The organism is uncultured Traorella sp., from assembly GCF_944327115.1.
GTDB lineage: Bacteria > Bacillota_I > Bacilli_A > Erysipelotrichales > Erysipelotrichaceae > Traorella.
Map to the genome: position 1 here is coordinate 52,007 of NZ_CALVGS010000122.1, position 24,055 is coordinate 76,061.

At 40.1% G+C, this 24,055-nt stretch carries 23 protein-coding genes and 1 pseudogene; 21 read left to right on the forward strand and 3 right to left on the reverse strand.

From position 1 onward, the window contains the following. Positions 1 to 11: 11 nt before the first annotated feature. The 7 genes and pseudogenes from Q0K35_RS10425 to Q0K35_RS10455 all read left to right on the forward strand — a co-directional run bounded on the left by Q0K35_RS10425 (position 12) and on the right by Q0K35_RS10455 (position 7,614). Positions 12 to 1,937, forward strand: a complete 1,926-nt coding sequence (locus tag Q0K35_RS10425) for an LTA synthase family protein (protein WP_294562801.1) — start codon at positions 12 to 14, stop codon at positions 1,935 to 1,937. A gap of 64 nt (positions 1,938 to 2,001) precedes the next feature. Further along, positions 2,002 to 3,045: pseudogene (gene rlmN, locus Q0K35_RS10430) on the forward strand (23S rRNA (adenine(2503)-C(2))-methyltransferase RlmN). A gap of 4 nt (positions 3,046 to 3,049) precedes the next feature. Beyond that, a complete protein-coding gene (locus Q0K35_RS10435) occupies positions 3,050 to 3,790 on the forward strand; it encodes a Stp1/IreP family PP2C-type Ser/Thr phosphatase (protein ID WP_294562802.1) in 741 nt (246 codons plus the stop codon). Further along, positions 3,783 to 5,453 (forward strand): Stk1 family PASTA domain-containing Ser/Thr kinase, encoded by a 1,671-nt coding sequence (pknB, locus tag Q0K35_RS10440; protein ID WP_294562803.1) that lies wholly within the window; start codon positions 3,783 to 3,785, stop codon positions 5,451 to 5,453. The genes Q0K35_RS10435 and pknB overlap by 8 nt, the downstream gene beginning before the upstream one ends. Beyond that, positions 5,446 to 6,309: a ribosome small subunit-dependent GTPase A gene (gene rsgA, locus Q0K35_RS10445; RefSeq protein ID WP_294562804.1), complete on the forward strand. Its 864-nt coding sequence runs from the start codon at positions 5,446 to 5,448 to the stop codon at positions 6,307 to 6,309. The genes pknB and rsgA overlap by 8 nt, the downstream gene beginning before the upstream one ends. Beyond that, positions 6,309 to 6,974, forward strand: a complete 666-nt coding sequence (gene rpe / locus Q0K35_RS10450) for a ribulose-phosphate 3-epimerase (protein WP_294562805.1) — start codon at positions 6,309 to 6,311, stop codon at positions 6,972 to 6,974. Before rsgA ends, rpe begins: the two co-directional genes overlap by 1 nt. Before the next feature lie 22 nt (positions 6,975 to 6,996). Beyond that, positions 6,997 to 7,614, forward strand: coding sequence for a class I SAM-dependent methyltransferase (locus Q0K35_RS10455; protein ID WP_294562806.1), 618 nt, complete (start codon positions 6,997 to 6,999; stop codon positions 7,612 to 7,614). Between the two features lie 141 nt (positions 7,615 to 7,755). Here the strand turns inward: Q0K35_RS10455 and Q0K35_RS10460 are convergent, their stop codons facing one another. Beyond that, on the reverse strand, positions 7,756 to 9,393 hold the full coding sequence (locus tag Q0K35_RS10460; protein ID WP_294562807.1) for an NFACT RNA binding domain-containing protein: 1,638 nt from the start codon (positions 9,391 to 9,393) through the stop codon (positions 7,756 to 7,758). 99 nt (positions 9,394 to 9,492) lie between these two features. Here Q0K35_RS10460 and gmk point away from each other — a divergent pair, with 99 nt between their 5' ends. From gmk to Q0K35_RS10490, 6 genes are all read left to right on the forward strand, one after another. Beyond that, positions 9,493 to 10,056, forward strand: coding sequence for a guanylate kinase (gene gmk, locus Q0K35_RS10465; RefSeq protein WP_294562808.1), 564 nt, complete (start codon positions 9,493 to 9,495; stop codon positions 10,054 to 10,056). A 35-nt stretch (positions 10,057 to 10,091) separates the two neighbouring features. Continuing rightward, positions 10,092 to 11,027 carry a M28 family peptidase gene (locus tag Q0K35_RS10470; RefSeq protein WP_294562809.1) on the forward strand — a complete coding sequence of 312 codons (936 nt, stop codon included), beginning with the start codon at positions 10,092 to 10,094 and terminating at the stop codon, positions 11,025 to 11,027. A gap of 18 nt (positions 11,028 to 11,045) precedes the next feature. Beyond that, complete coding sequence (locus Q0K35_RS10475; RefSeq protein ID WP_294562810.1) at positions 11,046 to 11,840, forward strand: Zn-ribbon containing protein; 795 nt, start codon at positions 11,046 to 11,048, stop codon at positions 11,838 to 11,840. 4 nt (positions 11,841 to 11,844) lie between these two features. Then, on the forward strand, positions 11,845 to 12,534 hold the full coding sequence (gene vanR, locus Q0K35_RS10480) for a VanR-ABDEGLN family response regulator transcription factor (protein WP_294562811.1): 690 nt from the start codon (positions 11,845 to 11,847) through the stop codon (positions 12,532 to 12,534). Further along, positions 12,527 to 13,630, forward strand: a complete 1,104-nt coding sequence (gene vanS, locus Q0K35_RS10485; RefSeq protein WP_294562812.1) for a vancomycin resistance histidine kinase VanS — start codon at positions 12,527 to 12,529, stop codon at positions 13,628 to 13,630. Before vanR ends, vanS begins: the two co-directional genes overlap by 8 nt. Before the next feature lie 98 nt (positions 13,631 to 13,728). Further along, positions 13,729 to 14,748 (forward strand): acyltransferase family protein, encoded by a 1,020-nt coding sequence (locus Q0K35_RS10490; protein ID WP_294562813.1) that lies wholly within the window; start codon positions 13,729 to 13,731, stop codon positions 14,746 to 14,748. Positions 14,749 to 14,803: 55 nt separating this feature from the next. Here Q0K35_RS10490 and Q0K35_RS10495 read toward each other — a convergent pair whose 3' ends face one another. Together Q0K35_RS10495 and Q0K35_RS10500 are read right to left on the reverse strand one after the other, a co-directional pair. Further along, positions 14,804 to 15,667, reverse strand: a complete 864-nt coding sequence (locus Q0K35_RS10495; protein ID WP_294562814.1) for a Cof-type HAD-IIB family hydrolase — start codon at positions 15,665 to 15,667, stop codon at positions 14,804 to 14,806. Then, the gene (locus Q0K35_RS10500) at positions 15,657 to 15,977 is read right to left on the reverse strand and encodes a DUF6440 family protein (RefSeq protein ID WP_294562815.1); all 321 of its coding nucleotides are present in this window, start codon (positions 15,975 to 15,977) and stop codon (positions 15,657 to 15,659) included. The genes Q0K35_RS10495 and Q0K35_RS10500 overlap by 11 nt, the downstream gene beginning before the upstream one ends. A 71-nt stretch (positions 15,978 to 16,048) precedes the next feature. Here Q0K35_RS10500 and priA point away from each other — a divergent pair, with 71 nt between their 5' ends. The 8 genes from priA to Q0K35_RS10540 all read left to right on the forward strand — a co-directional run bounded on the left by priA (position 16,049) and on the right by Q0K35_RS10540 (position 24,006). Continuing rightward, a complete protein-coding gene (priA, locus tag Q0K35_RS10505; RefSeq protein ID WP_294562816.1) occupies positions 16,049 to 18,193 on the forward strand; it encodes a primosomal protein N' in 2,145 nt (714 codons plus the stop codon). A gap of 7 nt (positions 18,194 to 18,200) precedes the next feature. Next, positions 18,201 to 19,451 carry a 16S rRNA (cytosine(967)-C(5))-methyltransferase RsmB gene (rsmB, locus tag Q0K35_RS10510; protein WP_294562817.1) on the forward strand — a complete coding sequence of 417 codons (1,251 nt, stop codon included), beginning with the start codon at positions 18,201 to 18,203 and terminating at the stop codon, positions 19,449 to 19,451. 187 nt (positions 19,452 to 19,638) lie between these two features. Next, a complete protein-coding gene (locus tag Q0K35_RS10515) occupies positions 19,639 to 20,373 on the forward strand; it encodes an RNA methyltransferase (RefSeq protein ID WP_294562818.1) in 735 nt (244 codons plus the stop codon). Between the two features lie 79 nt (positions 20,374 to 20,452). Beyond that, a complete protein-coding gene (locus Q0K35_RS10520; RefSeq protein WP_294562819.1) occupies positions 20,453 to 21,271 on the forward strand; it encodes a pyridoxamine kinase in 819 nt (272 codons plus the stop codon). Continuing rightward, positions 21,268 to 21,507 (forward strand): TIGR04076 family protein, encoded by a 240-nt coding sequence (locus tag Q0K35_RS10525; RefSeq protein WP_294562820.1) that lies wholly within the window; start codon positions 21,268 to 21,270, stop codon positions 21,505 to 21,507. Before Q0K35_RS10520 ends, Q0K35_RS10525 begins: the two co-directional genes overlap by 4 nt. A gap of 36 nt (positions 21,508 to 21,543) precedes the next feature. After that, complete coding sequence (locus Q0K35_RS10530; protein ID WP_294562821.1) at positions 21,544 to 22,056, forward strand: NUDIX hydrolase; 513 nt, start codon at positions 21,544 to 21,546, stop codon at positions 22,054 to 22,056. Further along, positions 22,053 to 23,354, forward strand: a complete 1,302-nt coding sequence (rimO, locus tag Q0K35_RS10535) for a 30S ribosomal protein S12 methylthiotransferase RimO (RefSeq protein ID WP_294562822.1) — start codon at positions 22,053 to 22,055, stop codon at positions 23,352 to 23,354. Before Q0K35_RS10530 ends, rimO begins: the two co-directional genes overlap by 4 nt. 61 nt (positions 23,355 to 23,415) lie before the next feature. Then, positions 23,416 to 24,006 (forward strand): recombinase family protein, encoded by a 591-nt coding sequence (locus Q0K35_RS10540; RefSeq protein ID WP_294562823.1) that lies wholly within the window; start codon positions 23,416 to 23,418, stop codon positions 24,004 to 24,006. Positions 24,007 to 24,055: the final 49 nt, after the last annotated feature.

Genomic DNA, 24,055 nt, shown 5'->3' on the forward strand with positions numbered 1-24,055 from the left:
ATAATAATAGCATGAAAAAGGTAATTAAAAATTTTGCGGTCGATATAGGGCTTCTCATCTGTCTTTTATATTTGGAGATCTTATTTCAGATACATATTTTTCATGAGCTTTCATTTGATCTGATCTATCCTTTTCTTTTCGGATGTTCATGGATCTTGTTTTTGTTGCTGATCATCCATCTGTTAGGTGGAAAATGTGGTAAGATACTTTCAGCTTTTTTTCTTTTGCTGATGATTTTGATCTTTTTGATACAAATGATCTATTATGATAAATTTAAAGTATTTACAAGTATTTTTTCTGTATTTCATGGTACTGGACAGGTCTTGGGATTTGGCAGTGAAATCACGGATTCTATTTTAAAGAATCTGTCGCTGATTGTTCTTTGCCTGCTTCCTTTATTCGTTTATAGTATCGTGCTTGTGAAATGTGAGCTGAAAAGAATTCATTTTAAGGAAGGCTGTATCCGTGCATTAAGTGCTTTAGGTTTCTATCTGGCAGGATTTTTATGCCTTTTGATCCCACATGCCGGTATGGAAACGACCTTGGATATTTATCTCGATAATCGTCCCAGTGTCATGGTGATGAAGCGTTTTGGGGTGATGACCTCCTTTCGTCTGCAGATAAGGGACATGATCATTCGCTTTGATGGCGGAATAGATAAAAAAACGGTGAAGGCGTATAACAGCCATACTTATGATGAGGATGAATTGAATCAGATGGCGATTGATTTTTCATCATTGATTGCCAATGAAGCTGATCCGGCCATCAAAGACATGCACCAGTATTTTGCCAATCAGCCGGCGACGGAGAAAAATGAATATACAGGTATGTTTAAAGATTATAATCTGATCATGATCACGGCAGAGGCATTTAGTGATTATGCCATTGATGAAAAGCTGACACCGACCCTGTATAAAATGAAAACAGAGGGCTTTGATTTTAAAAATTTTTATAATCCATTATTTGAAGTTTCTACCAGTGATGGCGAATATGTCAATGTGATGGGACTTTATCCAAAACCGGGTGTTTGGAGCTTTTCAAGGTCTTATGGACATGAGCTGCCGTTTGTCTTGGCGAGGCAATATCAAAAAATGGGTATAGAAACCTTTGCTTATCACAATCATTATTATGATTACTATGACCGTGACCAGACACATACGTATATATGGAAGAATTATAAAGGGCTTGGAAATGGTCTGGATGTGAAGGATACATGGCCGGAAAGTGATTTGGAGATGATTCAGAAGACAAGTGATGAGTATATGCAGCTGGATCGTTTTCATACTTATTTTATGAGCGTGAGCGGGCATATGAATTATACGTGGATCGGTAATACGATGTCTTCCAAGAATTATGATGCAGTGGCTGATTTAAATATGAGCGAGCTTTCAAAGGGTTATCTGGCTGCTCAGATCGAGCTTGACAAGGCGATGGAACAGCTTTTGAAAGATTTAGAAAGATATGATCATCTTGATGATACCCTGATCGTGATTGCAGCGGATCATTATCCGTATGGATTGGAAAAAGAAAATATTGAAGAGCTTTCAGGCAGAAAGATCGAAGATGATTTTGATCTGTATAAGAGTGCCTTGATCATTTATGCACCTTCGATGGAAAAGACGATCGGGGTGGATACGATCTGCAGCAGTGTTGATATCCTGCCGACTGTATCCAATCTTCTGGGTCTTGAATATGATTCCAGGCTTTTGATGGGAACGGATGTTTTCAGTAATCAAATGCCGCTGGTTGTATTGGCTGATGGCAGTTTCATGAATGGTGAAGTAAAATATGATGCGCAAAAGGGAAGTGCCGTGTTTTTGGATAAGCGAATCAGTGAAGCAAGGTTAAAGTCATTATATGAAAAAGCAGCGAAAAAGCTTGAGATGTCGGCTTTGATTCTGGATAAGGATTATTATCGCAGCTTACATTTGAAATAAATGTTTCCGGTCTTTTTTCTATCGGAGAAGGTTAAATTATGCTATTATAAATAAAGGTGATGAAATGCAAAGCTTATATGATTTTAATTATGAACAGATCCAGCAGTATGCCTTGGATCAGGGTTGGAAGAAGTTTCGGGGTCATCAGATCTTTCAATGGCTGTATCGCAAAAGGGTGCAAAGCATTGATGAGATGAGTGATCTAAGTAAGGATTGCCGCGATTTTCTGAAAGAAAGATTTATCGTCAATCCCTGTAAGGTTGTGAATAAGCAAGTATCCAGTGATGGTACGATCAAATATTTATTTGAATTGACAGACGGAGCATTGGTAGAAAGTGTATTGATGGTCTATGATTATGGGAAAAGCGTCTGTGTTTCTTCACAGGTGGGCTGTAACATGGGCTGTGATTTTTGTGCGAGCGGTCTTTAGAAAAAAAGAAGAGATCTGACAAGCGGAGAGATGGTGGCTCAGGTATTGAGCGTTCAGAAGGATCTGGATGCAGCCGAGGATCGTGTTTCACATGTCGTCGTGATGGGAACGGGGGAACCGTTTGATAATTATGAGCATGTGATGAATTTCGCAAAAACGATCAATCATGATCTTGGATTGGGCATAGGAGGAAGGCATATCACGATTTCAACCTGTGGGATCGTGCCTAAGATATTGGCCTTCGCCCAGGCAAAAACGCAGTATAATCTGGCGATTTCCTTGCATGCTCCCAATAATGCCTTACGCAGCAGGCTGATGCCGATCAATAAGGCCTATCCCTTGGAGGAACTGATGAAGGCCTTGAAGGTATATACTGATTTGAATAATCGGCGTTTGACGTTTGAATATATTCTTTTGAAGGGAATCAATGATCAGCCGGTCCATGCCGATCAGCTGGCGGATCTGATTCGCGGCATCAATGCTTATGTGAACCTGATTCCTTATAATGAGGTCGATGAGCATGGTTATCGAAGTGTGGATCGGAAAAGTGCCATGGTCTTTTATGACCGTTTGATGAAAAGAGGGATTCGCTCAACGATCCGTAAGGAGCATGGCGGTGATATCGATGCGGCTTGTGGACAGCTGAGGGCCAAAGAAGAGAAAAAGAGAATGGGGTGATGGTATGAAGGTAGCAGGATTGAGTGATAAAGGTCTTGTACGTTCAAATAATGAAGATTGTATCGGATATAAAATGAAGGAAGATGGTACGCTTTTGGCGATTGTTTGTGACGGTATCGGCGGCAGCAATGCCGGAGATGTTGCCAGTAAGTGTGCTGTCGAAACATTTTTAAATGATTTTGATCATGCGCCTTCTTTGCAGACACCTAAAGAAGCAAGCGACTGGATCAAGAATGAGATCGATCACTGCAATGATGTGATCTATCAGATGGCAAGCTCCAATAAAAATTTATATGGCATGGGAACGACGCTGGCAGGTGTGCTGATGAATGATAAGATGACCCTGATCATGAATGTCGGAGATTCACGTGTCTATGGTCTGTTCGACCGCATGGTATGTCTGACACAGGATCACAATCTGTTTCAGGAACTGCTTCATGCCGGACAGCTGACAAGTGAAGAAATCAAACGTCAGCCGTCGAAACACGTGCTTACAAATGCCTTGGGTGTTTATGATAAGGCGAAGGTCGATATCGGACTTGCCAACAATGATTATGACTGTTTGCTTTTATGCAGTGATGGGCTTCATGGTTATGTCGATGAGCACATCATAAAAAACGTGTTGATTCAGCAAAAAAGCGCAGAGGAGAAAGCTTCTTTGCTCGTACAGGCGGCCTTGATCGCCGGAGGTTATGATAATACGAGCGTGATCGTGATCGACAAGGAGGTGGGAAGCAATGACTGAAAACCTGCTTGCGGGTCGTTATAAAATTGTGAAGTCTTTGGGAGAAGGCGGAATGGCAGATGTTTATCTGGCCATTGATACGATCATCAACCGTGAGGTGGCCATCAAGATCCTTCGTGGTGAGTTAGGAAATGATCCGGTAACTTTGCTGCGTTTCCAGCGTGAAGCCAATGCGGCAAGCAAGCTGAACCATCCGAATGTTGTTCAGGTTTATGATGTGGGAACAAGTGAAGACCGTCATTTTATCGTCATGGAATATATTCGCGGCAAAACATTGAAACAGCTGATCCAGTTAAGAGGTGCTTTGCACAAGGAAGAAGCGATCAGCATCATGAAGCAGCTTTTGAGTGCTGTGGCAGAAGCCCATCGCCATAATATCATTCATCGGGATATCAAGCCTCAGAATGTTCTTGTGAAGGATGATGGAACGGTCAAGATCACGGATTTTGGGATCGCTCTGGCACATAATGCCGTTCAGCTGACCCAAAGTGATTCAGTTTTGGGAAGTGCCCATTATCTGGCACCTGAAACGACGCGTGGTGAAGCTGCGACCAACCAGTGTGATATTTATTCGCTGGGAATCGTTTTCTATGAACTGCTTTCAGGCAGCGTGCCGTTTACCGGAGATAATCCCGTACAGATCGCCATGAAGCATTTAAGCGAGGAAATACCGAGCATTCGCGAATTTAATCCGTCATTGCCTCAATCAATTGAAAATATCATTATCAAAGCAACCGCTAAAAATAAAGCATATCGCTATCAAAACGTAGAGGAAATGCTGCATGATGTCGAAACCTGTCTGGATGAGGATCATCTTCACGATGAAAAAATCGTCTTTCAGCCGCCAAAGGATAAGGCTACGACAACGGTCGTCATCGACCGCTTTGATAAAAATGTCATCAAGGATGAAGAAGAACCAAAGAAAGATCATAAATGGCTGATCGGTTCGCTGATCGTGTTCATCGTCATTGCCGTAAGTGTGATGATCATGTATTTTAGTGGTGTCTTTGATTACTTGACAAAGCCGAAAACGGAAATCATTCCGGATGTTTCAAATAAAACAGTGGAAGAAGCCACACAGATGCTGACAGAGCTGGGCTTTGTCGTCAATGAGGATATCACTTATGAAAATTCATCGGACTATGCCGAAGATATGATCATCCGTACTAGTCCTGCTATCAGCAGTGAGCAGGAAATCGGTACAGAGATCAAGCTTACTGTGTCGAAAGGACCGGCATTCATCATTGAAAATTATGTCGGAAAAAATATCAATGATATCCAGCCGTATCTTGAAGGAATGAATATCGAAGTAATCGTCAGCAAGGTAAATTCAGATCAGCCGACCAATACGATTTTGTCACAGGATCTGGAAGCCGGAACAGCCATTGATCCTGATGATAAGAAATATCGTATTCGCTTTACTGTGGCAGGTGAAAAAGAATTTGTCATGATGAATCTGATTGGACAGCCGATCGAAGAAGCCCAGAAAACCTTGACAGATCTTGGTGCTGTCGTTGAGCTGGAAGTAATTTCCACGGAAGGCATGAGCGAAGAAGAATTGCTTGAAATCGAAAGGGGCGTGGTGATTACGCAGAGTCAGGAACAGGGAACTTATTATATACAAAGTGAAGGAAAAGTAATTATACTGTCATATTATGAATAAAGGAACGATCATAAAAAATATATCAAATCAATATGAGGTGCTTTTTGACAATGGTGAGATCCATCCCTGTGTCGCCATGGGAAAGGTACGTCTTGATAAGAAGCCGTTAGTAGGCGATCATGTCATGGTAGAAGCCTTTGAATCGCAATACGGTATCCAAAAGATACTTGATAGAAAAAACTATCTGGCACGCCCGGCAATTGCCAACGTCGATCAGGCATTGATCGTTATGTCCAGCTTTGAGCCTGATTTTTCGACAACGCTTGTCGACCGGCTGATCTTTCTGATCTCACTTGCCGATATCGAACCGGTGCTATGTGTTACGAAGATGGATCTTGTCAAGGATGAGGATGAAATTTATTCGTATATCGAAGATTATCGTAAAAGCGGTTATCGTGTTTATACGACAGGCAAAGATTTTGATGAAACAGAGATCATCGAATGTTTTGAAAACAAGATTACCGTATTAACAGGACAAAGCGGGGCCGGTAAAAGCTCGCTGCTGAATCGTATCAATCCTGAATTTCAGCTTCAGACACAAAAAACCAGCAAGGCATTGGGACGTGGCAAGCATACGACCCGTCATTGTGAATTATATGCGATAGGCAGCGGCTGGGTCGCTGATACGCCGGGATTCTCTTCGCTTGATTTTTCACGAGTGGATCTTTTAGAACTGAAAGATAAGATCTTAGATTTTCAAATTGACGAAGAGTGTCGTTTTAGAAACTGCGTACATCTCGATGAACCGGATTGTGCCGTAAAAAAAGCTGTTCAGGAAGGAAGAATTTCTTCTATCCGTTATCAAAACTATAAAGATGTAGCTATGCTGATCAAGCAAGGAAAAAGGAGTTACTGATGAGAAAAATAGAAATTGCTCCGAGTGTACTTTCACTGGACTATTCGATCTTTGAAAAACAATGTGCAGATTTAAATCAAAGCTCAGCCCATTATCTTCATTTTGATGTCATGGACGGACATTTTGTACCGAATCTTACTTTTGGTCCGGATATTTTAAAAGGTTTCCGAAAAGCCTGTCCAAATATGATCTTGGATGTTCATTTAATGGTCGATGATCCTGATATGTTCATCGAAGCTTTTGTGAATGCCGGGGCTGATCTGATTACTTTTCATTACGAAGCTTGTACAAGTCATGAGGAAATTAAGAAAATATTGGCAAAGATCCATTCATATGGCATCAAAGCAGGACTTGTCATCAAACCTAAAACTGATGTGAGCGTCCTCTTTGATTTTCTTGATCAATGCGATCTTATTCTTGTCATGTCCGTCGAACCGGGCTTTGGCGGTCAAAAATTTATGGAAAGCTCATTGGATAAGGTCAAGGCTTTGCGTAAAAGAATCGATGAGTCCTCTTTATCCTGTCTGATCGAAATTGATGGCGGCATCAATGATATCACAGCTTCTTTCGCAATAGAAGCCGGAGCTGATGTCTTAGTTGCCGGCAGCTATGTATTTAAAGGAGATATCCAACAGCAAATAAACCATCTTTATAAAACACGGTAAGTCTTTTCTGGAGAAGGATACGTTGAATAATGTAGGATTTGATTTATGGGCAGATGATTATGATAAGAGTGTCGGACTATCTGATGAAGAGGGTGTCTATCCGTTTGCAGGGTACAGAGATGTATTAAATAAGATATATGCCGGTGTATTATCTCACTTTGGAAAAGTTGTGTTGGATATTGGTTTTGGGACCGGAACACTTACATCCAAACTTTATGAGAATGGATGTGAGATCTATGGACAAGACTTTTCAGATAGAATGATAGAACTCGCTTATGAAAAAATGCCTAAGGCTCATTTATTTCAAGGAGATTTTTCAGTGGGATTGGCAGATGAACTGACACAAAATAAATATGATTCAATAACCGCAACCTACTCACTGCATCACCTTACGGATGTACAAAAAATTGATCTTCTTCATCTGTTATTGAGTTTATTGAAAGATGATGGATGTATCTATATTGGAGATGTTGGTTTTACAACGCGTAAGGATATGGAAGATTGTAAGATACAGATGGGGAATAAGTGGGATGATGATGAGATATACTTTATTTTTGATGAAGTGAAAATTACTTTCCCCCAGATAGAATTTGAACAGCTATCTTATTGTGCAGGAGTTTTTTACCTGAAAAACCAGTGATATCGCTCTTACAGAATCATCTTATGTGGATATATAAGATAAAAAAATCATGAATATAAAAGAAAAGAAGTATTCACATCTAAATACTTCTTTTAATTTAAACCTGTTTGGATAATTCTGTTTTAACGACCGGTATCGAATTTATTTCTTATACGTATCCAATAATTCAATGACCTTTTTTTCATCGGGGTCGATATAAATCGTCTTATAGCTGTTCATCAGCGCCTGCCCGATGGCTTTTCCTTTCGCTTTTTTCAAGTTTTTGATCTTTGTATAAGCGACAGGAACGCTGCTGGAATCCTTGCCCTGTGAGTAATAGCTGGCAAGCAGGGCACAGGTGCGGATGATCTCTTCTGACAGATCGTCACATTGTACGATGACATGAGCGCCATGGTAATCAAGCGTATGGAACCACCAGTCTTCTTTTTTCGCAAAGTGAAAGGTCAGATAATCATTTTGCAGGTTGTTTTTTCCAATATAGATGTTGCTTCCTTTAAAATTTAATGTAATAAAGTGAGGAAGAGCATTCTTTTTGGTCTTGCGGACATTTTTCTGAACACGAAGATAACCGTTTTTTTCTAATTCACTGCGTATTTCTTTGGCATCATCAAACGATGCGTATTCAAGCTGCGATTGAAGCAGGGTAAAATATTCGATTTCTTTTTCGCAAAGATCGATCTGTTTGGCTACTTCTACTTGTGCGGTCTTGCTTTTTTTGTATTTTTGATAATATTTTTTGGCGTTGTATTTGATATCATATTTCACATCTAATGGAATATGGATCATTTGTCCGGTTTCAAAATCTTCCAGATCAACGGCTTCCATTTTCTGCGGATACTGGTAAGCATAGGCATAAAGAAGATCACCGTATATGCGATAATGTTCACAGTCGTTAGCAGAAGCCAGAGTATCCTGGAGCTTTTTCAACTTTGATTCATTCTTATGCAATTCTTTTTTTACTACCTTATAAAGATCACCGCTTTGTTCACGGATCCTTTCTTTTTCCTGTGCGTGGTAATAGACGACATCGAATCCACGCATCAAAGGATAAACGCTGTACGAAGAGTGAAGATGTTTTAATTCAATACAGTGAAATTGATTTTCTTTTTCATAGACATAGAGTGACTGACTTTGTTCCAATTCATTCATGATTTCCCGAAAGGATTCATGATTGTGGATCCGGTACATAAATTCTCTGGAAAGCAGCGGTGAAAAACCGTGAAACTGTTTCGAGAGCGATTCTTCACTGTCAAAATCTTCTTCTACAAAAGGATCTTTTTTATTAAACTGTGCAGGCAGTGTAAATTCCATGCCCGGAAAGATCGGCCGAATGTTGTTTTCAAAAGGGGGAATCCGCTTAAGGGCGTCAATGATCCTATTGTTTTCGACCAATACAAGATTGGCATATTTGCCCATTAATTCAACATACAGGTGATAGGTATGCTGATCGCTGAGATCGTCATAAGCAACGATTTCAAAATCCAGGATACGGTCTAATCCAAGCTGTTTGATCGATACGATCATGCCTCCGTCAATATATTTTCTTAAGATCATGCCGAAATTTCCGGCAACTGCCGGACTTTGATAATTTTCATTGGTCAGATTGATGCGATTGTACTGTGAATGTGTTGAGATCATCAGTTTATAGTTTTTCGCATGGCTTCTGATATAAAAGAGCATTTCATGTTCACTGACTTGTGAACATTTATTGATCTTCATAGGTGTCATCTCTGACAAGCTTTTCTGCAGCTTATGCAGCAATAATCCATCGAGTGCCATAATACCTCCATTTCCATGATATTATATCACAAAAGGGCAAAACATAATTGACTTTCCGCTTGATTGTTACTATAATTGAACCATATTAGTGGGGGTATTATGAAAAAAGGATTACTTATTATTGTCAGCGGACCGAGCGGTGTTGGAAAAGGTACGGTAAGAGAATACTATATGAAAGATCCTTCATTGAATCTGACCTATTCTATTTCTATGACTACCCGTGCTCCTCGTGAAGGCGAAAGGGATGGTATCGATTATATTTTTATTTCACGTGAAGAGTTTGAACAAAAGATCAAAGAAGGGGAATTTCTGGAGTGGGCTGAGTTTGTCGGCAATTACTATGGAACCAGCATCAAACAGGTACAAAAGCTGCGTGAGGAAGGCAAGAACGTGGTTCTTGAAATAGAGGTTCAGGGAGCTACGATCGTTAAGGAGAAATGTCCGGATGCGATCAGCATTTTTATAATTCCGCCATCTATGGAAGAACTTGAAAAGCGTATCCGTGGACGCAGAAGCGAGCCTGAGGAAATTATCCAGCAACGACTGGCAAAGGCGAGTCAGGAATTAAAGCTGGTAGGAAATTACAAATATGTCGTCTGCAATGATGATCCGGAGCTGGCAGCAGAAGTGATCGGCCTTATAATCAAAAGAAATCAGAATTAGCAGGGGAAGTCCTGCTTTTTTATATGGAGGAGCTTATGATGAGAGAATGTTCAAGAGAGATCTTACAAGAATATCAGATACGAAAAACAAGAAGACAGAAAGATGCGTTTATTGATTATTTAAGTCAAAGGGTCAAAGAGCTTGGTTTTGAGATGATCGTTGAAGAGGGCGGTTATTTTAAAAGCCGTAATCTTGTGGCAGGAGATGTCGATAAGGCAAAGGTGATCCTGGGGGCTCATTATGATACCTGTGCGCAGTTGCCGTTTCCTAATTTTTTGACACCTAAAAATATACCGGTATATTTATTGTTTAATCTTATTTTGTTGGCCGTTATATTTCTTTTAGAGTTTGTTTTGTCGTTCATCTTATATTCACTGACTCATGATGCTTTGATCGTTTCTTTGGGAAGCCTGATCTTATGTGTTGCTTTGATCTATATGATGCTTGCCGGTAAACCCAATAAGCATACTGTCAATGATAATACTTCCGGGGTGATTACCCTTTTGGAAATCATGGGTGAGTTAGATGAAAAGATGCGGGAACAGGTTGCTTTTGTCTTTTTTGATCATGAAGAAATCGGGTTGTTTGGGTCGATGGCATTTGTGAAAAAGCATAAAAAAGCACTTGAAGATAAATTATTGATTAATTTTGACTGTGTTTCGGATGGTGATCATCTCATGTTCATCTTAAATAAGAAAGCACAAGCGTACGCCTCTTTCTTTCAAGAAGCCTTTAAGTGTGAAAATAAAGAAATCATCGTGACGAAGGCCTCTAATACCTTGTATCCTTCGGATCAGCTTAATTTTAAGTGTTCTGCAGGAGTGGCGGCCTTTCATAAAAATAAATATATTGGTTATTATATCTCTCGTATTCATACGCCTAAAGATCTTGTGATGGATGAAAAAAATATTGAGATCTTAAAGAATGGGACGATGAAACTGATGACAAAGCTCTCAGATATGGTACAATGAAAGAAACGGAGGTAGATGATGAGAACGTGTGAAAACTGTAAGAAGGTTTTTGATGATGATATGAATTATTGTCCTTATTGCGGAACGAAATATCATGATTATCACGAAGACTTAAAAAATGTGATGGATGAGCTTTTTGATGAAGAAACAAATGTTTCTAAAGAAAAGCAGGATGATGTCGAAAAGACACAGGTCATAAATGTTGGAAAAGAAGAAAAGACGGTTGTTTCAAGGGTTGAGAAACAGAAAAAGCTAAAGGAAGAAAAAGAGAACAACATGTTGAATAAGATTTTGCTCGTGCTGATTGCTTTGCTTGTTGTGGTATTTCTTGGCGGCAGCTATTTTATCGTTAAGACATATTTTTTCAAGAACAATGATACGGTAGTGAATGAAAAGCTGCCTGAAAATGAGCAGCCACAGGAAAATGATGAGCCGTCAGCACCACTGCCGGATGAGGATGATGTCCCGCAAAAGGATGATCAAGCGCAGGATACGTCGGATACACCTGTAAATGTGATCGATGAATCGATGGAGGGTGAAAATGTGACGATAACGGCTATCCGGGCTTCAAATGAAGACGGACAGATTCGTTTAGATATCACTTGTGATTCTAAAACGGCAGGTGAAATCTATTTAAGTGATGGCGCATCTTTGAATATCGGTCCTATTCAATTGAGAGAGGGCAGCAATTCCTTCTATTTTACGTTAAACGTAAGAGAAAATGCACAATATACGCTTTCTTTCCAGTATGAGGGCGGACAGGACCAAATGGTCGTAACCTATGATATGATCATGGGAGCACTTACGGAGTAAAGAAATGGCAGATAAGATCCTGATTGTAGATGATGAGTCGGCAATTGGAGAACTGGTTGAGGTTTATCTGAAAAATGACGGCTATGAGGTCGAGCGTGCAGAAAATGCTCATGATGCCTTAAAGTGTATCGAAGATGATAAGATCACATTAGCGATCTTGGATGTCATGCTGCCGGATATGGAAGGTTTTGAGCTATGTAAGAAGATCCGTGAAAAGCATCTTTTTCCGATTATCATGCTGACGGCTAAAGTTGAAGACCGTGATAAGATCTACGGCTTGACGATGGGGGCTGATGATTATGTTACCAAGCCTTTCAATCCGTTGGAATTAGTTGCCAGGGTGAAGACTCAATTAAGACGTTATACAAGATATAACGGTTCTTCTTTAGAAAAAAACGAGGAAATCAGCATCCGCGGATTATTGATTTCTAAGAAAAGCCATAAGTGTGTGCTCAATGGTGAAGAGCTGCTGCTGACACCGCTTGAATTTGATATTTTATGGTATCTTTGCGAGCATCAGGGAAAAGTAGTGCCTTCAGAGGAATTATTTGAAAAGGTATGGGGTGAAAAGTATTTTGAAAGCGGCAATACGATCATGACACATATTGCCAGATTACGAGAAAAGATGCATGAAATTCCCCGTAAGCCAAAGTATGTAAAGACAGTCTGGGGGGTGGGTTATACCATTGAATAAGAATATTCAAAATCATAATGCCAAGCATCGCTCACGCCTTTCAAGGCAATTGCTTTCACAATATGTCGTTACCATGCTGGCATTTTCAATAGGGGTCATCGTCTTCTTGGTGGCAGCGTGGCGATATTGTTCTCGCTTTACATGGTATGAAAGCGATCCGTTGTATCAATTGCTTTCTTTTATAAAAGATTATATTCTTCTTTTTGGAGGAGGACTCATTTTAGCCGGATGGCTTTGGATCACATATCGCTTTATTTCCAAGCCTCTTTCTTATTTAGATGAGATCGTGAAAGCAAGTGAAAAACTGGCCCGGCCGGATGCTGAGGAAATCGTTTTACCGGCAGAGCTGAAAAATATTCAGGATGAGTTGAATCTGGTCAGAGAAACTGCCTTGAAAAATGATCTTTTGGCCAAGGAAGCAGAAAAACGGAAAAATGATCTGATCGTATATCTTGCACATGACCTGAAAACACCCTTAACAAGTGTGATCGGTTATTTGACGCTTCTGCATGATGAGCCTGATCTTTCTGTCGCAACGAGAGCGAGATTTACGCAAATCGCTTTAGATAAGGCGCTGCGATTAGAGGAATTGATCAATGAGTTTTTTGATATCACCCGATTCAGTTTATCATCCCTTGTATTGGAAACACGTCGTATCAACATAAGTTATATGCTTGAACAGATCACCAGTGAATTTGATCCCTTGCTTTTAGAGAAAGGACTAAGCTGGCAGAAGGATATCGAAGAAAATGTTGAGATCATCTGTGATCCTGATAAAATGGAGCGAGTATTTGATAATCTGATCCGTAATGCCATTTATTATAGTTATGAAAAAAGTGTCATTGCCATCCAATTGATAAAAAAGGAAGAAAATGTGGAAATACGCTTTGAAAATGCTGCCAAGACGATTCCTCAGGATAAGCTGGAGCGTATCTTTGAACAGTTTTTTCGTTTGGATGCTGCCCGTTCAACCTCAAATGGCAATGCCGGATTAGGACTGGCAATCGCCAAAGAGATCGTTGAGCTGCATCATGGTCGCATACAGGCGGAAAGCAAGGATGAGAAAATCTGTTTTACCGTCATACTTCCGTTGTAAGTATTTTGAAAGAATTTCTATAGAAGTTATCCATAAATGAAAGATGCTGTTTTGATATTATTTAAATATCGAAACAGTATTTTTATTTGGAGGTGGCTATGGAAGGCAAACAGATAAAAAGATATGGAGACTTAGATATTTTCCGTCTTGCTGCGGCAATGATGGTCATCATGATCCATACGTCACCGCTCAGTACCTACGATACTGCGGCTGATTTCTTTTTAACAAGGGTGCTGGCAAGAACAGCAGTACCATTCTTTTTCATGGTGAGCGGTCATTTTGTATGTGCATCTGCACTTTTAAAGGAGAATAAAAAAGGACTGATCAGCTTCTTAAAGAAAAATATGCTGATATATGGCTTCATTTCTTTATGTTATCTGCCAATCGCACTGGTTGCCGGGCTTTGGGATGGAAGCATATGGGAGCTTATACGAATGTTGTTTTTTGAAGGTGTCTTCTATCATCTCTGGTATTTTCCTGCCTGTATAGTCGGTTGTGTGGTCATAGCTTTTCTTTTTAAAAAGATCAACCGGAAAGGGTTGTTCATCATTTGTATCTTATTGTATTTATTGGGACTTTTTGGTGATAGTTATTATGGCATAAGTGTCCATATACCAATTGTGGCTGATTTTTATGAGAGATATTTTCAATTCTTTTCTTATACCCGAATGTTCATGGCACCTGTCTTTCTTTTTATGGGCATATGTCTTTCTCAAAGAAAAGAATCAAAGAAAAAGCTCTATCCTGTGATTCTGTGGCTTTTTGTCATGTCGATAGAAGCCTTCATCCTGCGTCATTTTCATTTGCAGCGTCATGACAGCATGTATCTTTTTTTATTGCCGCTGATGGTTTATCTATTTGATTATTTAAAAGGACTTTCTATTCCATCCATGAAAAAAATACGTACAATAGCTACGCTTATTTATCTGATCCATCCGGCAGTCATCCTGCTGCTTCGGGGATTTGCGAAAATGATTCATCAGGTTGATCTGCTGGTTGGAAATTCATTGATCTTTTCTTTATCAGTCATCTTGTTCTCGTTTCTCTTGTCCTGCTTATTTGTCTATTCATTTTCATGGTTTAAAAAATTTGCCAGATTACGTCAGTCTTTTAAATAAAGTTTAAGGAAATATTAAAAAGGCACTTTTCAAGTGCCGAAATTATGACAATTTATTACTCAAGATATTTTTCACATTCACGGATCACACCATCTTCATGATTGGTATATTCAGAAATGATCTTGGCTTTTTTCAAAGCACGTTTTGTACCGTTTTTCATTGTGATGCCGATACCTGCATTTAAAAGGAGAGGTTCATCATTTCCTGAATCACCGAAGGCGATTACTTCATTTAAGCTAAAACCGTTTTTATTTGCAATCACTTCTACGGCATGTTTCTTAGAAACGCTTTTATGGGTAATTTCCAATGAAACGCTGTTGACGGGGTAATAGCTAAAGGTATCGGGATATCTTTCTTCCAGCATTCCGATCCATCTTTTCTGTCTTGAAGGTGTTCCGATCACACATATCTTAACGATTCCTTTCTGAATCAGCTTGAATAAATCTTTTTCAAAGATGGTTTCATCAAGTAAATGAGCGGCATAGGTTAGCTGCCGGACACCTTTTTTGTTTAACTGGTGACAGCCTTGCTGGATGATTTTCATAAAATGTTTGCCCATAGAAAGATGGTAGGTACCATTGATCTTGATATACTGCATCAGGTGGCACTTTTTAGCCAAGATGACACATTCACGTGCGATCTCACAAGGGATCGTGCTGAAGTGAAAGGCTGTTTGATTGGCAACATCGACGATTTCAAAGCCATTGCCGCATACGGCATAGCCATGATATTCATCCAGCTTCAGCTCTTTCGCAAAGCGTTCGACCTCGCGATAATAACGACCGCTTGCTAAAGTGAGCAGATAGCCCTGCTGCTGATAGGCGATCATTTTTTCAAGGGTGTTTTGAGAAATGATTTTATGATCATTTAATAAGGTGCCATCTAAATCACATACGATCATTTTAATTCTATTTGACATTTTTTCTCCTGCCTTTTTTAATCTTTACGGGTTGCATCGTTTCAATTTCCTCATCTTCTTTGCGCTCACAGATGCGGTCTTTTTCTTCGATGACGATCTCTTTTTTACGGATCGAATCCGGATGAGGTGTACTCTGGTGTGACAACAGCGGCTTACCGTTTTCATCAATTAAAGGTGTACAGCTGCAGCCGCTTCCTTCCTGATGAAGCAGATACTGAACATGGGTAAGGGTATCGACAAGTACCTTATCGACGGCATGCATATCATTCTGGTAAATTTCGGTAATAATAAAGCGCTGTTTCTTTTTCATGACGTACCTCTTTTTTTGATTTTACGCTTATATTATACTGAATTTATGGTATGATGTATATGGTGAATTTCATGAATCTTGTTTATTGTTATATTGAGAATAATACAAGTGCTTTGGACCAGACCTATATATATCAGTTTAAAAATGAACCGGTAGAAATAGGAAAAAGAGTACTTGTTAATTTTAATCATCGTGAATGTGTGGCCTTTGTCGATGGTATCGAATGGAATGTTTCAAGAGCTTTTCCTTATGAAATAAAGCCTGTTTTAAATGTACTTGATGAAAAGCCGATTTTAAATAAGGAAATGATCGATCTGGCAAAATGGATCAGCCGGACAAGCATTTCTACGGTAATCAGTGCTTTGCAGGCCATGGTTCCGCCGGCATTGAAGCCTAAAAGCAATGACAGCAGGATCAAGATGGAAAAATGGGTCCGTCCGCTGGCAAATCATACTAAAACTGCAAAACAAAGGATGCTTTATGAATTGTTGGCAGAAAAAAAAGAGATGAAACGCAGTGAATGGCTGAAGCAGTCACTTTCCAGAAAGCTGGAGGAGCTAGGCTGTGTTGAGATATTTGAAAAAGAAAGCCGGACAAGTGAAAAGATAATTGAAAAGAAACCATGCAGCTTTGTCTTAAATGAGGAACAAAAATATGCCGTAGAGCGTATCCTGCATTCTCCAAAAGATGTGATTGCTTTAAAGGGAGTGACAGGGAGCGGCAAGACGGAGGTCTATCTCCATGCCGCTGAAGAAGTGCTGAAGCAGGGAAGAGAGGTCTTGATCCTCGTTCCGGAGATCTCTTTGACACCGATGATGGTGAAAAGGGTCCAAGAACGTTTCGGTAATGATGTGGCTATCTACCATAGCGGTTTAAGCGCTCAACAGAAATATGAGCAGTATCAGAGCGTGCGAAGCCAAGATAAGTGCATCGTTGTCGGTACCCGCAGTGCTGTTTTCATGCCTTTTTCCAATCTCGGACTGATCATTTTGGATGAGGAGCATGATCTTAGCTATAAGCAGGATCAAAACTGTCGCTATCATGCCCGTGATGTAGCTTTGCATCGTGCACAAACGCATCATGCAAGAGTGGTATTGGCCAGTGCGACACCTTCTTTAGATACGATGGCACGGGCTTTGAAGGGAGTTTATGAGCTTGTGGAAATCAAGCATCGCGTCAATCAAAGCTTACCGGAGGTAAAGCTTATCGACATGAATGAAGTGATCCGCCAAAAACAATCTTACATCCTCAGTGATGAAATGCTTCAGGAAATGAGAAAAGCATTGGATCGTCATCATCAGATCATCCTGCTTTTGAATCGCCGGGGCTATCAGCCAATATTGCGCTGCAGTCAATGTGGCAAGGTATTGATGTGTCCTCATTGTGATAAGCCGTTAGTGCTTCACAAAGAAAAAAACACCTTGAACTGTCATCTGTGCGGGACGGTATTGAAGCGTATCTATGCATGTCCGCAGTGTCAAGGCAAGCTTAGTGGCAGCGGCTTTGGAACACAGATGCTGGAGGAAAAGGTTGCCCGGCTTTTTCCAAATGCCCGTTTGATACGGATGGATGCGGATACGACAACACGTAAAGACGCCCATGAAAAATTATTAAAGGCTTTTGAAGATCATGAGGCGGATATTCTTTTAGGTACACAGATGATATCCAAAGGCCTCGATTTTGAAAATGTAACCTTAGTGGGAATCCTTCAAGGAGATGCAATGCTGGCGCGCAGTGATTACCGCAGTGCTGAGCTGACATTTGATTTATTGACACAGGCCGGCGGCCGAAGTGGCAGAGGACATTCCGATGGCAAAGTATTGATTCAGGTGTATGATAAGAAGCATTATGCGATCCAGTGTGCCTTAAAACAGGATTATGATTCTTTTTTCAGACATGAGATGCAGTATCGTCATTTAGCGGGATATCCGCCTTATACATATTTATGTGCCTTGACTTTTATCAGTAAAAATGAAGAAATGGCCTTGGATGAGGCCAATCATGTCATGATGCTTTTAAAAGAAAAAGATTTTAAGGTCTTAGGTGTCAGTGAACTTTTAAAGATCCAGGATGAAAAACGTTATCGTATCTGTGTCAAAAGTAAATCATTAGAGCTTCTTCAGAAGGAAATCTATGATGTTTATCAGCATCATCGCACTTCAAAAAGCAGGGTCAAGCTGCATATTGACATGAATCCTTTAACTTTGGATGATTAGGAGGACTATGAACGCAAGAGAAAAAGCTTTTGATCTGTTATGTGAGATCATTTTGAAAAAAAAGTATTCGAATCTGGCCTTACGACATGGAATGAATGATTATTCAGGTTTGGATCGTTCTTTGATCGTATCAATTGTTTATGGAACGATGCAGAATTATCTTTATGTACGTTATTTATGGGAGCATTTTGTTTCAAAGAAGCTTCCTGATGATATGGCTGTTTTAATGGATATGAGCATCTATCAGCTTGTCTTTTTAGATAAGCTTCCGGATTATGCCGTTGTCAGTGAAGCGGTAGATATCGCTTCTAAAAAATATAATGGAAGATACAAAAGGCTCATCAATGCCCTTTTAAGACGCTTTTTAAGAGAAGAGCGCAGAAGCGTCGACGGATCCTCTTTAGAAAAGCTTTCGATCATGACCTCACATCCGTTATGGCTGGTTAAGATGTGGGAGCATCAGTATGGACTTGAGATTGCCCGGAAAATTTGTGAGAATGATCAGAAGGTGCCTTTACAGGCCTGCCGTGTCAATACGCTAATCACGGATAGAAAAACATTGATGAAGGACAATGGGCATTTCACATCAGGCAGATTAAGTCCGGATGGGCTGATCTATGACGGGGAAGCACTTGCCCAGACAAAGGAATATGAAGAAGGAAAGATCACGATTCAAGATGAAGCCAGTCAGTGCGTTGCCTATTATTTAAATCCTAAGCCCCATGAAAGAATCCTGGATGTATGTGCGGCCCCCGGAACAAAAAGCACACATATAGCACAGCTGATGCATGATGAGGGAGAAATCATTGCCTGTGACATCCATAAGCACCGTGTTGAACTGATTGAAAATTCTTTAAAAAGACTGCATATCAGCTGTGTGCATCCGATGGTCAGTGACGGTACGAAAGCCCAGGAGGTTTTTGAACATGAATCTTTTGATCGCATATTATTGGATGCGCCTTGCAGCGGATATGGGGTCTTAAAACGGAAAAATGATATCAAGGTACATATGCAAAGCAGTGATATGGACGAGATCATACCGCTCCAGCAAACACTTTTAGAAAGTGTCAGCCCTCTTTTGAAAAAAGGCGGAAGGCTGGTATATAGTACCTGTACATTGAATAAAAAGGAAAATGAGAAACAAATTGAAAGCTTCTTAAAGAAGCATGACGATTTCAGCTGTGAAAAAATGCAGACGATCTTTCCTTATGAATATGAAAGTGATGGTTTTTTCATGGCGGCTCTTGTGAAAAAATAGGTTTCTTTTATTCATAAAAGCGTTATAATAATAACCATGAAAAAGGCTTTTCAATGAAGCTTTTTATCATGATGAGATTATTTTTTGCGATGTTTCCATATTGGTAATGCATTGTGTAAAGCTGTTTTTTGGTATGGATGTGTGAGCATATATATTTAGATACCAATCATGTTTAGGAGGGAATATCATGGAAGTCATTCGTTCACTGCAAAATGCACGTGTTAAAAGCTGGTGCAAGCTTCATGATAAAAAATATCGTGATAAGGAACATCGCTTTCTGATCGAAAATGAACATCTGATCATGGAAGCGAAAGACAGCGGACTTTTAGAAGCTTTGATCTTATTGGAAAATGAATCTGATCATTTAAATTTTGAAGGACCTCTTTTTTATGTGAGCGAAGAGGTGATGAAAAAGCTAAAGATGAGCCAGTCCCTTCCTAAATGGATGGGCGTTTGCAGGATTTCGAAAACAGATCGTCCGTTAGGCAATAAGATCATCTTATGTGATGATGTTCAAGATCCGGGAAATCTGGGGACGATGATTCGCAGCGCTTATGCTTTCGGTTTCGATTCTTTTATCGTATCACAGGCAAGTGCCGATCTTTATAATGATAAGACGGTGCGTTCCACACAGGGAGCACTCTTTCATATGAATGTATGTCGTGGTGATATAATGGATGTGGTTGCTTCTTTAAGAAGTGACGGATATAAGATCTATGCGACCGCACTGAAGAATGCGAAAGGTTTAAGTGAATTTAAAAATGAAGAGAAAATGGTTTTGATCTTCGGTAATGAAGGACGAGGTGTACGAGAAGAGCTGTTAGCGATGGCAGATGCGTGTATCTATATTGAAATGAATCGCTTTGAAAGCTTGAATGTGGCAATGGCGGCAACGATTTGCTGTTACTGGTTCCGCAGCTGAGTCGATTTTAGAGAATAATGGATTCATGGTTTGCTTTTTTTGAATTTGAAATTATAATAGTAGCTGGAGGGGATGCGTCATGAATAAAAAAATCTGTTGTGTGAATGATATGCCGGGAGCAGGGAAGATTGCTTTGGCGGCTATGATACCGATTCTTTCCGCAAAAGGAATCTCCGTTACCTGTCTGCCTACGGCTTTAGTATCAAATACGCTTGATTTCGGAAAATTTGAGATTTTAGATACAAGCGATTATATGGATAAGACAATTGATGTATGGAAGGAGCTTGGATTTACCTTTGACTGCATATCGACAGGGTTTATGGTGAATCCGCAGCAGGTAAGGCTTGTTAAAAGGCTGATCCAGAATCAAAAGAAAGAAGATCTTCTGGTGATCGTTGATCCGATCATGGCTGATGAAGGAAAGCTCTATAATGGTATGAACAACGAAAATGTCAAGATCATGAGAGAGCTGAGTGCCTGTGCGGATATTCTGATTCCGAATTTCACAGAGGCTTGTTTTTTGTGCGATCATTTTTTTGAGAAGGATATGACGATAAAGACAGCCAATAAATTAATTGATGAATGCCGGCAGTTAGGTGCCAAATCTGTCGTGATCACAAGTGCCAGACTTAATGGTCATGACTGTGTCATCGGGTATGATCATTTAAGGGATGATTTCTTTACGATTGATTTTCAGCTGATCGATGCCCGTTTTCCGGGAACAGGGGATATCTTTTCTGCTGTGTTGATCAGTGATGTATTACATGATGTCAGCCTTCATGATGCTACTTTTAAAGCGATGAATGTCGTCAGTGAGATGATCAAAGAGAATTTGGATAAAAAAGAAAAGTTCTTAGGTATCAGCATTGAGGAATTTATCAGGGACGGACGTCTATGAAAATTCGTATTACTGTCGTAGATCAAAAAGGAAACTGTCCGTGTCATCGCGCTCATCAAGTAGGTGATGTTTTTGATTATGATCAGGATCGGGGGAAGCTATGTCCGCTGGCAATGCACGTTCTTTTTCCGATGATCGATATCTTGCGGTATGGCGGTAAATTAAAAAGTGATGTTTTTTGCTGTCCGGATGTAGATACGATCAATGTGTTCAAAATTGAAAAGCTTGATGAATGATATCCGTTCAGGATATTTTTCTTGAGGAGGTAGTATATGGAATTATGGGATCTGTATGATGAAAATGAAAATCTGTTGGGAAAGAAACATGAAAGAGGAAAAGAGCTGCCTGAGGGATGTTATCATTTGGTGATTCATGTATGGACATTTTCAAAGGGAAAACTGTTGGTGACACAGCGTGATCCAAAGAAACCTTATGGAGAAAAATGGGAAGTGACCGGTGGAAGCGTCTTAGCGAATGAAACGGCTGTTGAAGGCGCGATCCGTGAGTTGAGAGAGGAAACAGGCATACGATGTGTGAAGGATGAACTGGAGCTTTTTGTGACAAAGATCGAGGGCTGTTGTATCTATAAAAGTTTTATTCTTGTGAAAGAGATCGATCCGGCTGTTTTGAAATGTCAAGAAGGAGAAACCATTGATATCAAGTTTGTAAATCGCTGGCAATGGCTTGCAATGATTGAAAATGATGAGGTAGCCAAGCCCATCGTCCGCCATTATCATACATATCAGAAAGAATTAGATAAGTTTTTTCAGGAGGAAGACAGATGAAAATAGGATTTGTATCATTAGGATGTGCAAAAAATCTGGTAGACAGTGAGAAAATCATGGGCATGTTGAAGGAAGGCGGACATGAGTTTGTAGCCAAACCATCAGATGCGCAGGTTATTATTGTCAATACCTGTGGATTTATTCAAAGCGCCAAGGAAGAGGCGATCAATACGATCCTGGAAATGGCTGAATATAAAAAGAAAAATTGTCAGAAGCTGATCGTATGCGGATGTCTGGCTCAGCGTTACAAAGAGGAGCTGGAAAAGGAAATGCCGGAGGTGGACCGCTTTATAGCGATACGTGAATATCCTCGGCTGCATGAGATCCTGAAAGAAGAGCTGCAGGCTCCTTTACAGGTATATGGCAAGAGTGAACGTCTTTCATCCGGAAAGCCATGGACAGCGTATCTGAAAATAGCTGAAGGCTGTTCCAATCATTGCACTTATTGTGCAATTCCGCTGATTCGTGGTGAAAATGTATCTGTACCGATGGATAAGCTTGTTGAAGAGGCAAAAGAACTTGCCGGCAGGGGCGTGAAGGAGCTTGTCGTCATTGCCCAGGATACGACAAAGTATGGAATCGATCTTTATCATCGTTATGCTTTGCTGGAACTGCTGGAAAAGCTGAATGCGATCGATGGTTTTCATTGGATTCGTATTTTATATATGTATCCGGATGAAATCAGCGATGAATTGATTGAAGGAATGAAAAAACTGGATAAGGTATTACCGTATTTTGATATACCGATGCAGCACAGTGATTCCAGGATGCTGAAGCTGATGAATCGTCGGGGAGATGAACATACTGTTCGTAAATTGATTGAAAAGATTCGTGATATGTTTGATGAACCTACGCTTCGTACTACTTATATCGTAGGTTTTCCGACAGAAAGTCAGCAGGATTTTGATAAGATGTGTGATTTTGTAAAAGAAATCCGTTGGAATAAAATGGGAGCTTTTACTTATTCGATCGAAGAAGATACTGCAGCTTATGATATGGAACAGACAGTAAGTGAAGAGGAAAAACAAAAGCGTCTTGATATTTTGATGAATTTACAGCGTGATATATCTTATGAAAATAATCAGCTGATGATCGGTAAGACGATCGAGGTGCTGGTTGAAGGAAAGGATGGGCTGTCGGATAAGTATGTCGGACGTGGAAGCATGCATGCACCGGATGATGTCGATGGTATCGTTGTCTTTACTAGCGCAAAGCCTTTGGAGCTGGGAACATTTGTTGATGTAAAGATTGATGATGCGGATGAATATGATTTATATGGGGAACTGGAAAAGGCGTAAAATACGCCTTTTTTGTTTAGATTTCGAATTTTGGTTAGAATATAGCTAGGAGGAAATTTTTATGAAATATTATGGTTATATTCGTGTTTCGACAAAAGAACAAAATGAAGACAGACAGGTAGATGCTTTAAAGGCTTATGAGATTCCATCAAAAAATGTTTTTATGGACAAACAAAGCGGTAAGGATTTTGAAAGGCCGGCTTATCAGCAGCTGATTCGCAAATTAAAAAAGGGGGATGTGCTGATCATTAAGAGCATTGACCGCTTAGGGAGAAATTATGATGAAATTATAGAGCAATGGCGTGTAATTACGAAACAGATCGATGCAGATATCGTTGTGATCGATATGCCTTTATTGGATACAAGAGTAGGTAAGGATCTTACAGGAAAATTTGTTGCCGATCTGGTACTTCAGATTTTAAGCTATGTTGCACAGACAGAACGTGAAGCCATTCGTCAAAGACAGGCTGAAGGAATTGCGGCAGCAAAGGCCAGAGGCGTGAAGTTTGGACGACCAAGGATTCCTCTGCCAAGTGATTTTCATGTAGTCAGCGAGCTCTATCGGCGTCAGATGATCACATCTAGGGAAAGTGCCAGAATGTTAAGTGTATCCCAGGATACTTTTTTAAGATGGAATAAGACGTACAATTAGTGTTTGCAGGCATTTCATCAAGAAATGCCTCTTTCAAGTAAAAAATATG

Bases quoted from the DNA above. Each gene is read 5' to 3' on its own strand.
- vanR (WP_294562811.1), top strand. From the start codon at position 11,845: ATGGCAGATAAGATCCTGATTGTAGATGATGAGTCGGCAATTGGAGAA.
- rsgA (WP_294562804.1), top strand. From the start codon at position 5,446: ATGAATAAAGGAACGATCATAAAAAATATATCAAATCAATATGAGGTG.
- pknB (WP_294562803.1), top strand. From the start codon at position 3,783: ATGACTGAAAACCTGCTTGCGGGTCGTTATAAAATTGTGAAGTCTTTG.
- rimO (WP_294562822.1), top strand. From the start codon at position 22,053: ATGAAAATAGGATTTGTATCATTAGGATGTGCAAAAAATCTGGTAGAC.
- Q0K35_RS10520 (WP_294562819.1), top strand. From the start codon at position 20,453: ATGAATAAAAAAATCTGTTGTGTGAATGATATGCCGGGAGCAGGGAAG.
- Q0K35_RS10425 (WP_294562801.1), top strand. From the start codon at position 12: ATGAAAAAGGTAATTAAAAATTTTGCGGTCGATATAGGGCTTCTCATC.
- Q0K35_RS10490 (WP_294562813.1), top strand. From the start codon at position 13,729: ATGGAAGGCAAACAGATAAAAAGATATGGAGACTTAGATATTTTCCGT.
- Q0K35_RS10525 (WP_294562820.1), top strand. From the start codon at position 21,268: ATGAAAATTCGTATTACTGTCGTAGATCAAAAAGGAAACTGTCCGTGT.
- Q0K35_RS10500 (WP_294562815.1), bottom strand. From the start codon at position 15,977: ATGAAAAAGAAACAGCGCTTTATTATTACCGAAATTTACCAGAATGAT.
- Q0K35_RS10435 (WP_294562802.1), top strand. From the start codon at position 3,050: ATGAAGGTAGCAGGATTGAGTGATAAAGGTCTTGTACGTTCAAATAAT.
- Q0K35_RS10475 (WP_294562810.1), top strand. From the start codon at position 11,046: ATGAGAACGTGTGAAAACTGTAAGAAGGTTTTTGATGATGATATGAAT.
- Q0K35_RS10495 (WP_294562814.1), bottom strand. From the start codon at position 15,667: ATGTCAAATAGAATTAAAATGATCGTATGTGATTTAGATGGCACCTTA.
- rpe (WP_294562805.1), top strand. From the start codon at position 6,309: ATGAGAAAAATAGAAATTGCTCCGAGTGTACTTTCACTGGACTATTCG.
- Q0K35_RS10460 (WP_294562807.1), bottom strand. From the start codon at position 9,393: ATGGCACTCGATGGATTATTGCTGCATAAGCTGCAGAAAAGCTTGTCA.
- Q0K35_RS10540 (WP_294562823.1), top strand. From the start codon at position 23,416: ATGAAATATTATGGTTATATTCGTGTTTCGACAAAAGAACAAAATGAA.
- rsmB (WP_294562817.1), top strand. From the start codon at position 18,201: ATGAACGCAAGAGAAAAAGCTTTTGATCTGTTATGTGAGATCATTTTG.
- priA (WP_294562816.1), top strand. From the start codon at position 16,049: ATGAATCTTGTTTATTGTTATATTGAGAATAATACAAGTGCTTTGGAC.
- Q0K35_RS10530 (WP_294562821.1), top strand. From the start codon at position 21,544: ATGGAATTATGGGATCTGTATGATGAAAATGAAAATCTGTTGGGAAAG.
- Q0K35_RS10515 (WP_294562818.1), top strand. From the start codon at position 19,639: ATGGAAGTCATTCGTTCACTGCAAAATGCACGTGTTAAAAGCTGGTGC.
- Q0K35_RS10470 (WP_294562809.1), top strand. From the start codon at position 10,092: ATGATGAGAGAATGTTCAAGAGAGATCTTACAAGAATATCAGATACGA.
- gmk (WP_294562808.1), top strand. From the start codon at position 9,493: ATGAAAAAAGGATTACTTATTATTGTCAGCGGACCGAGCGGTGTTGGA.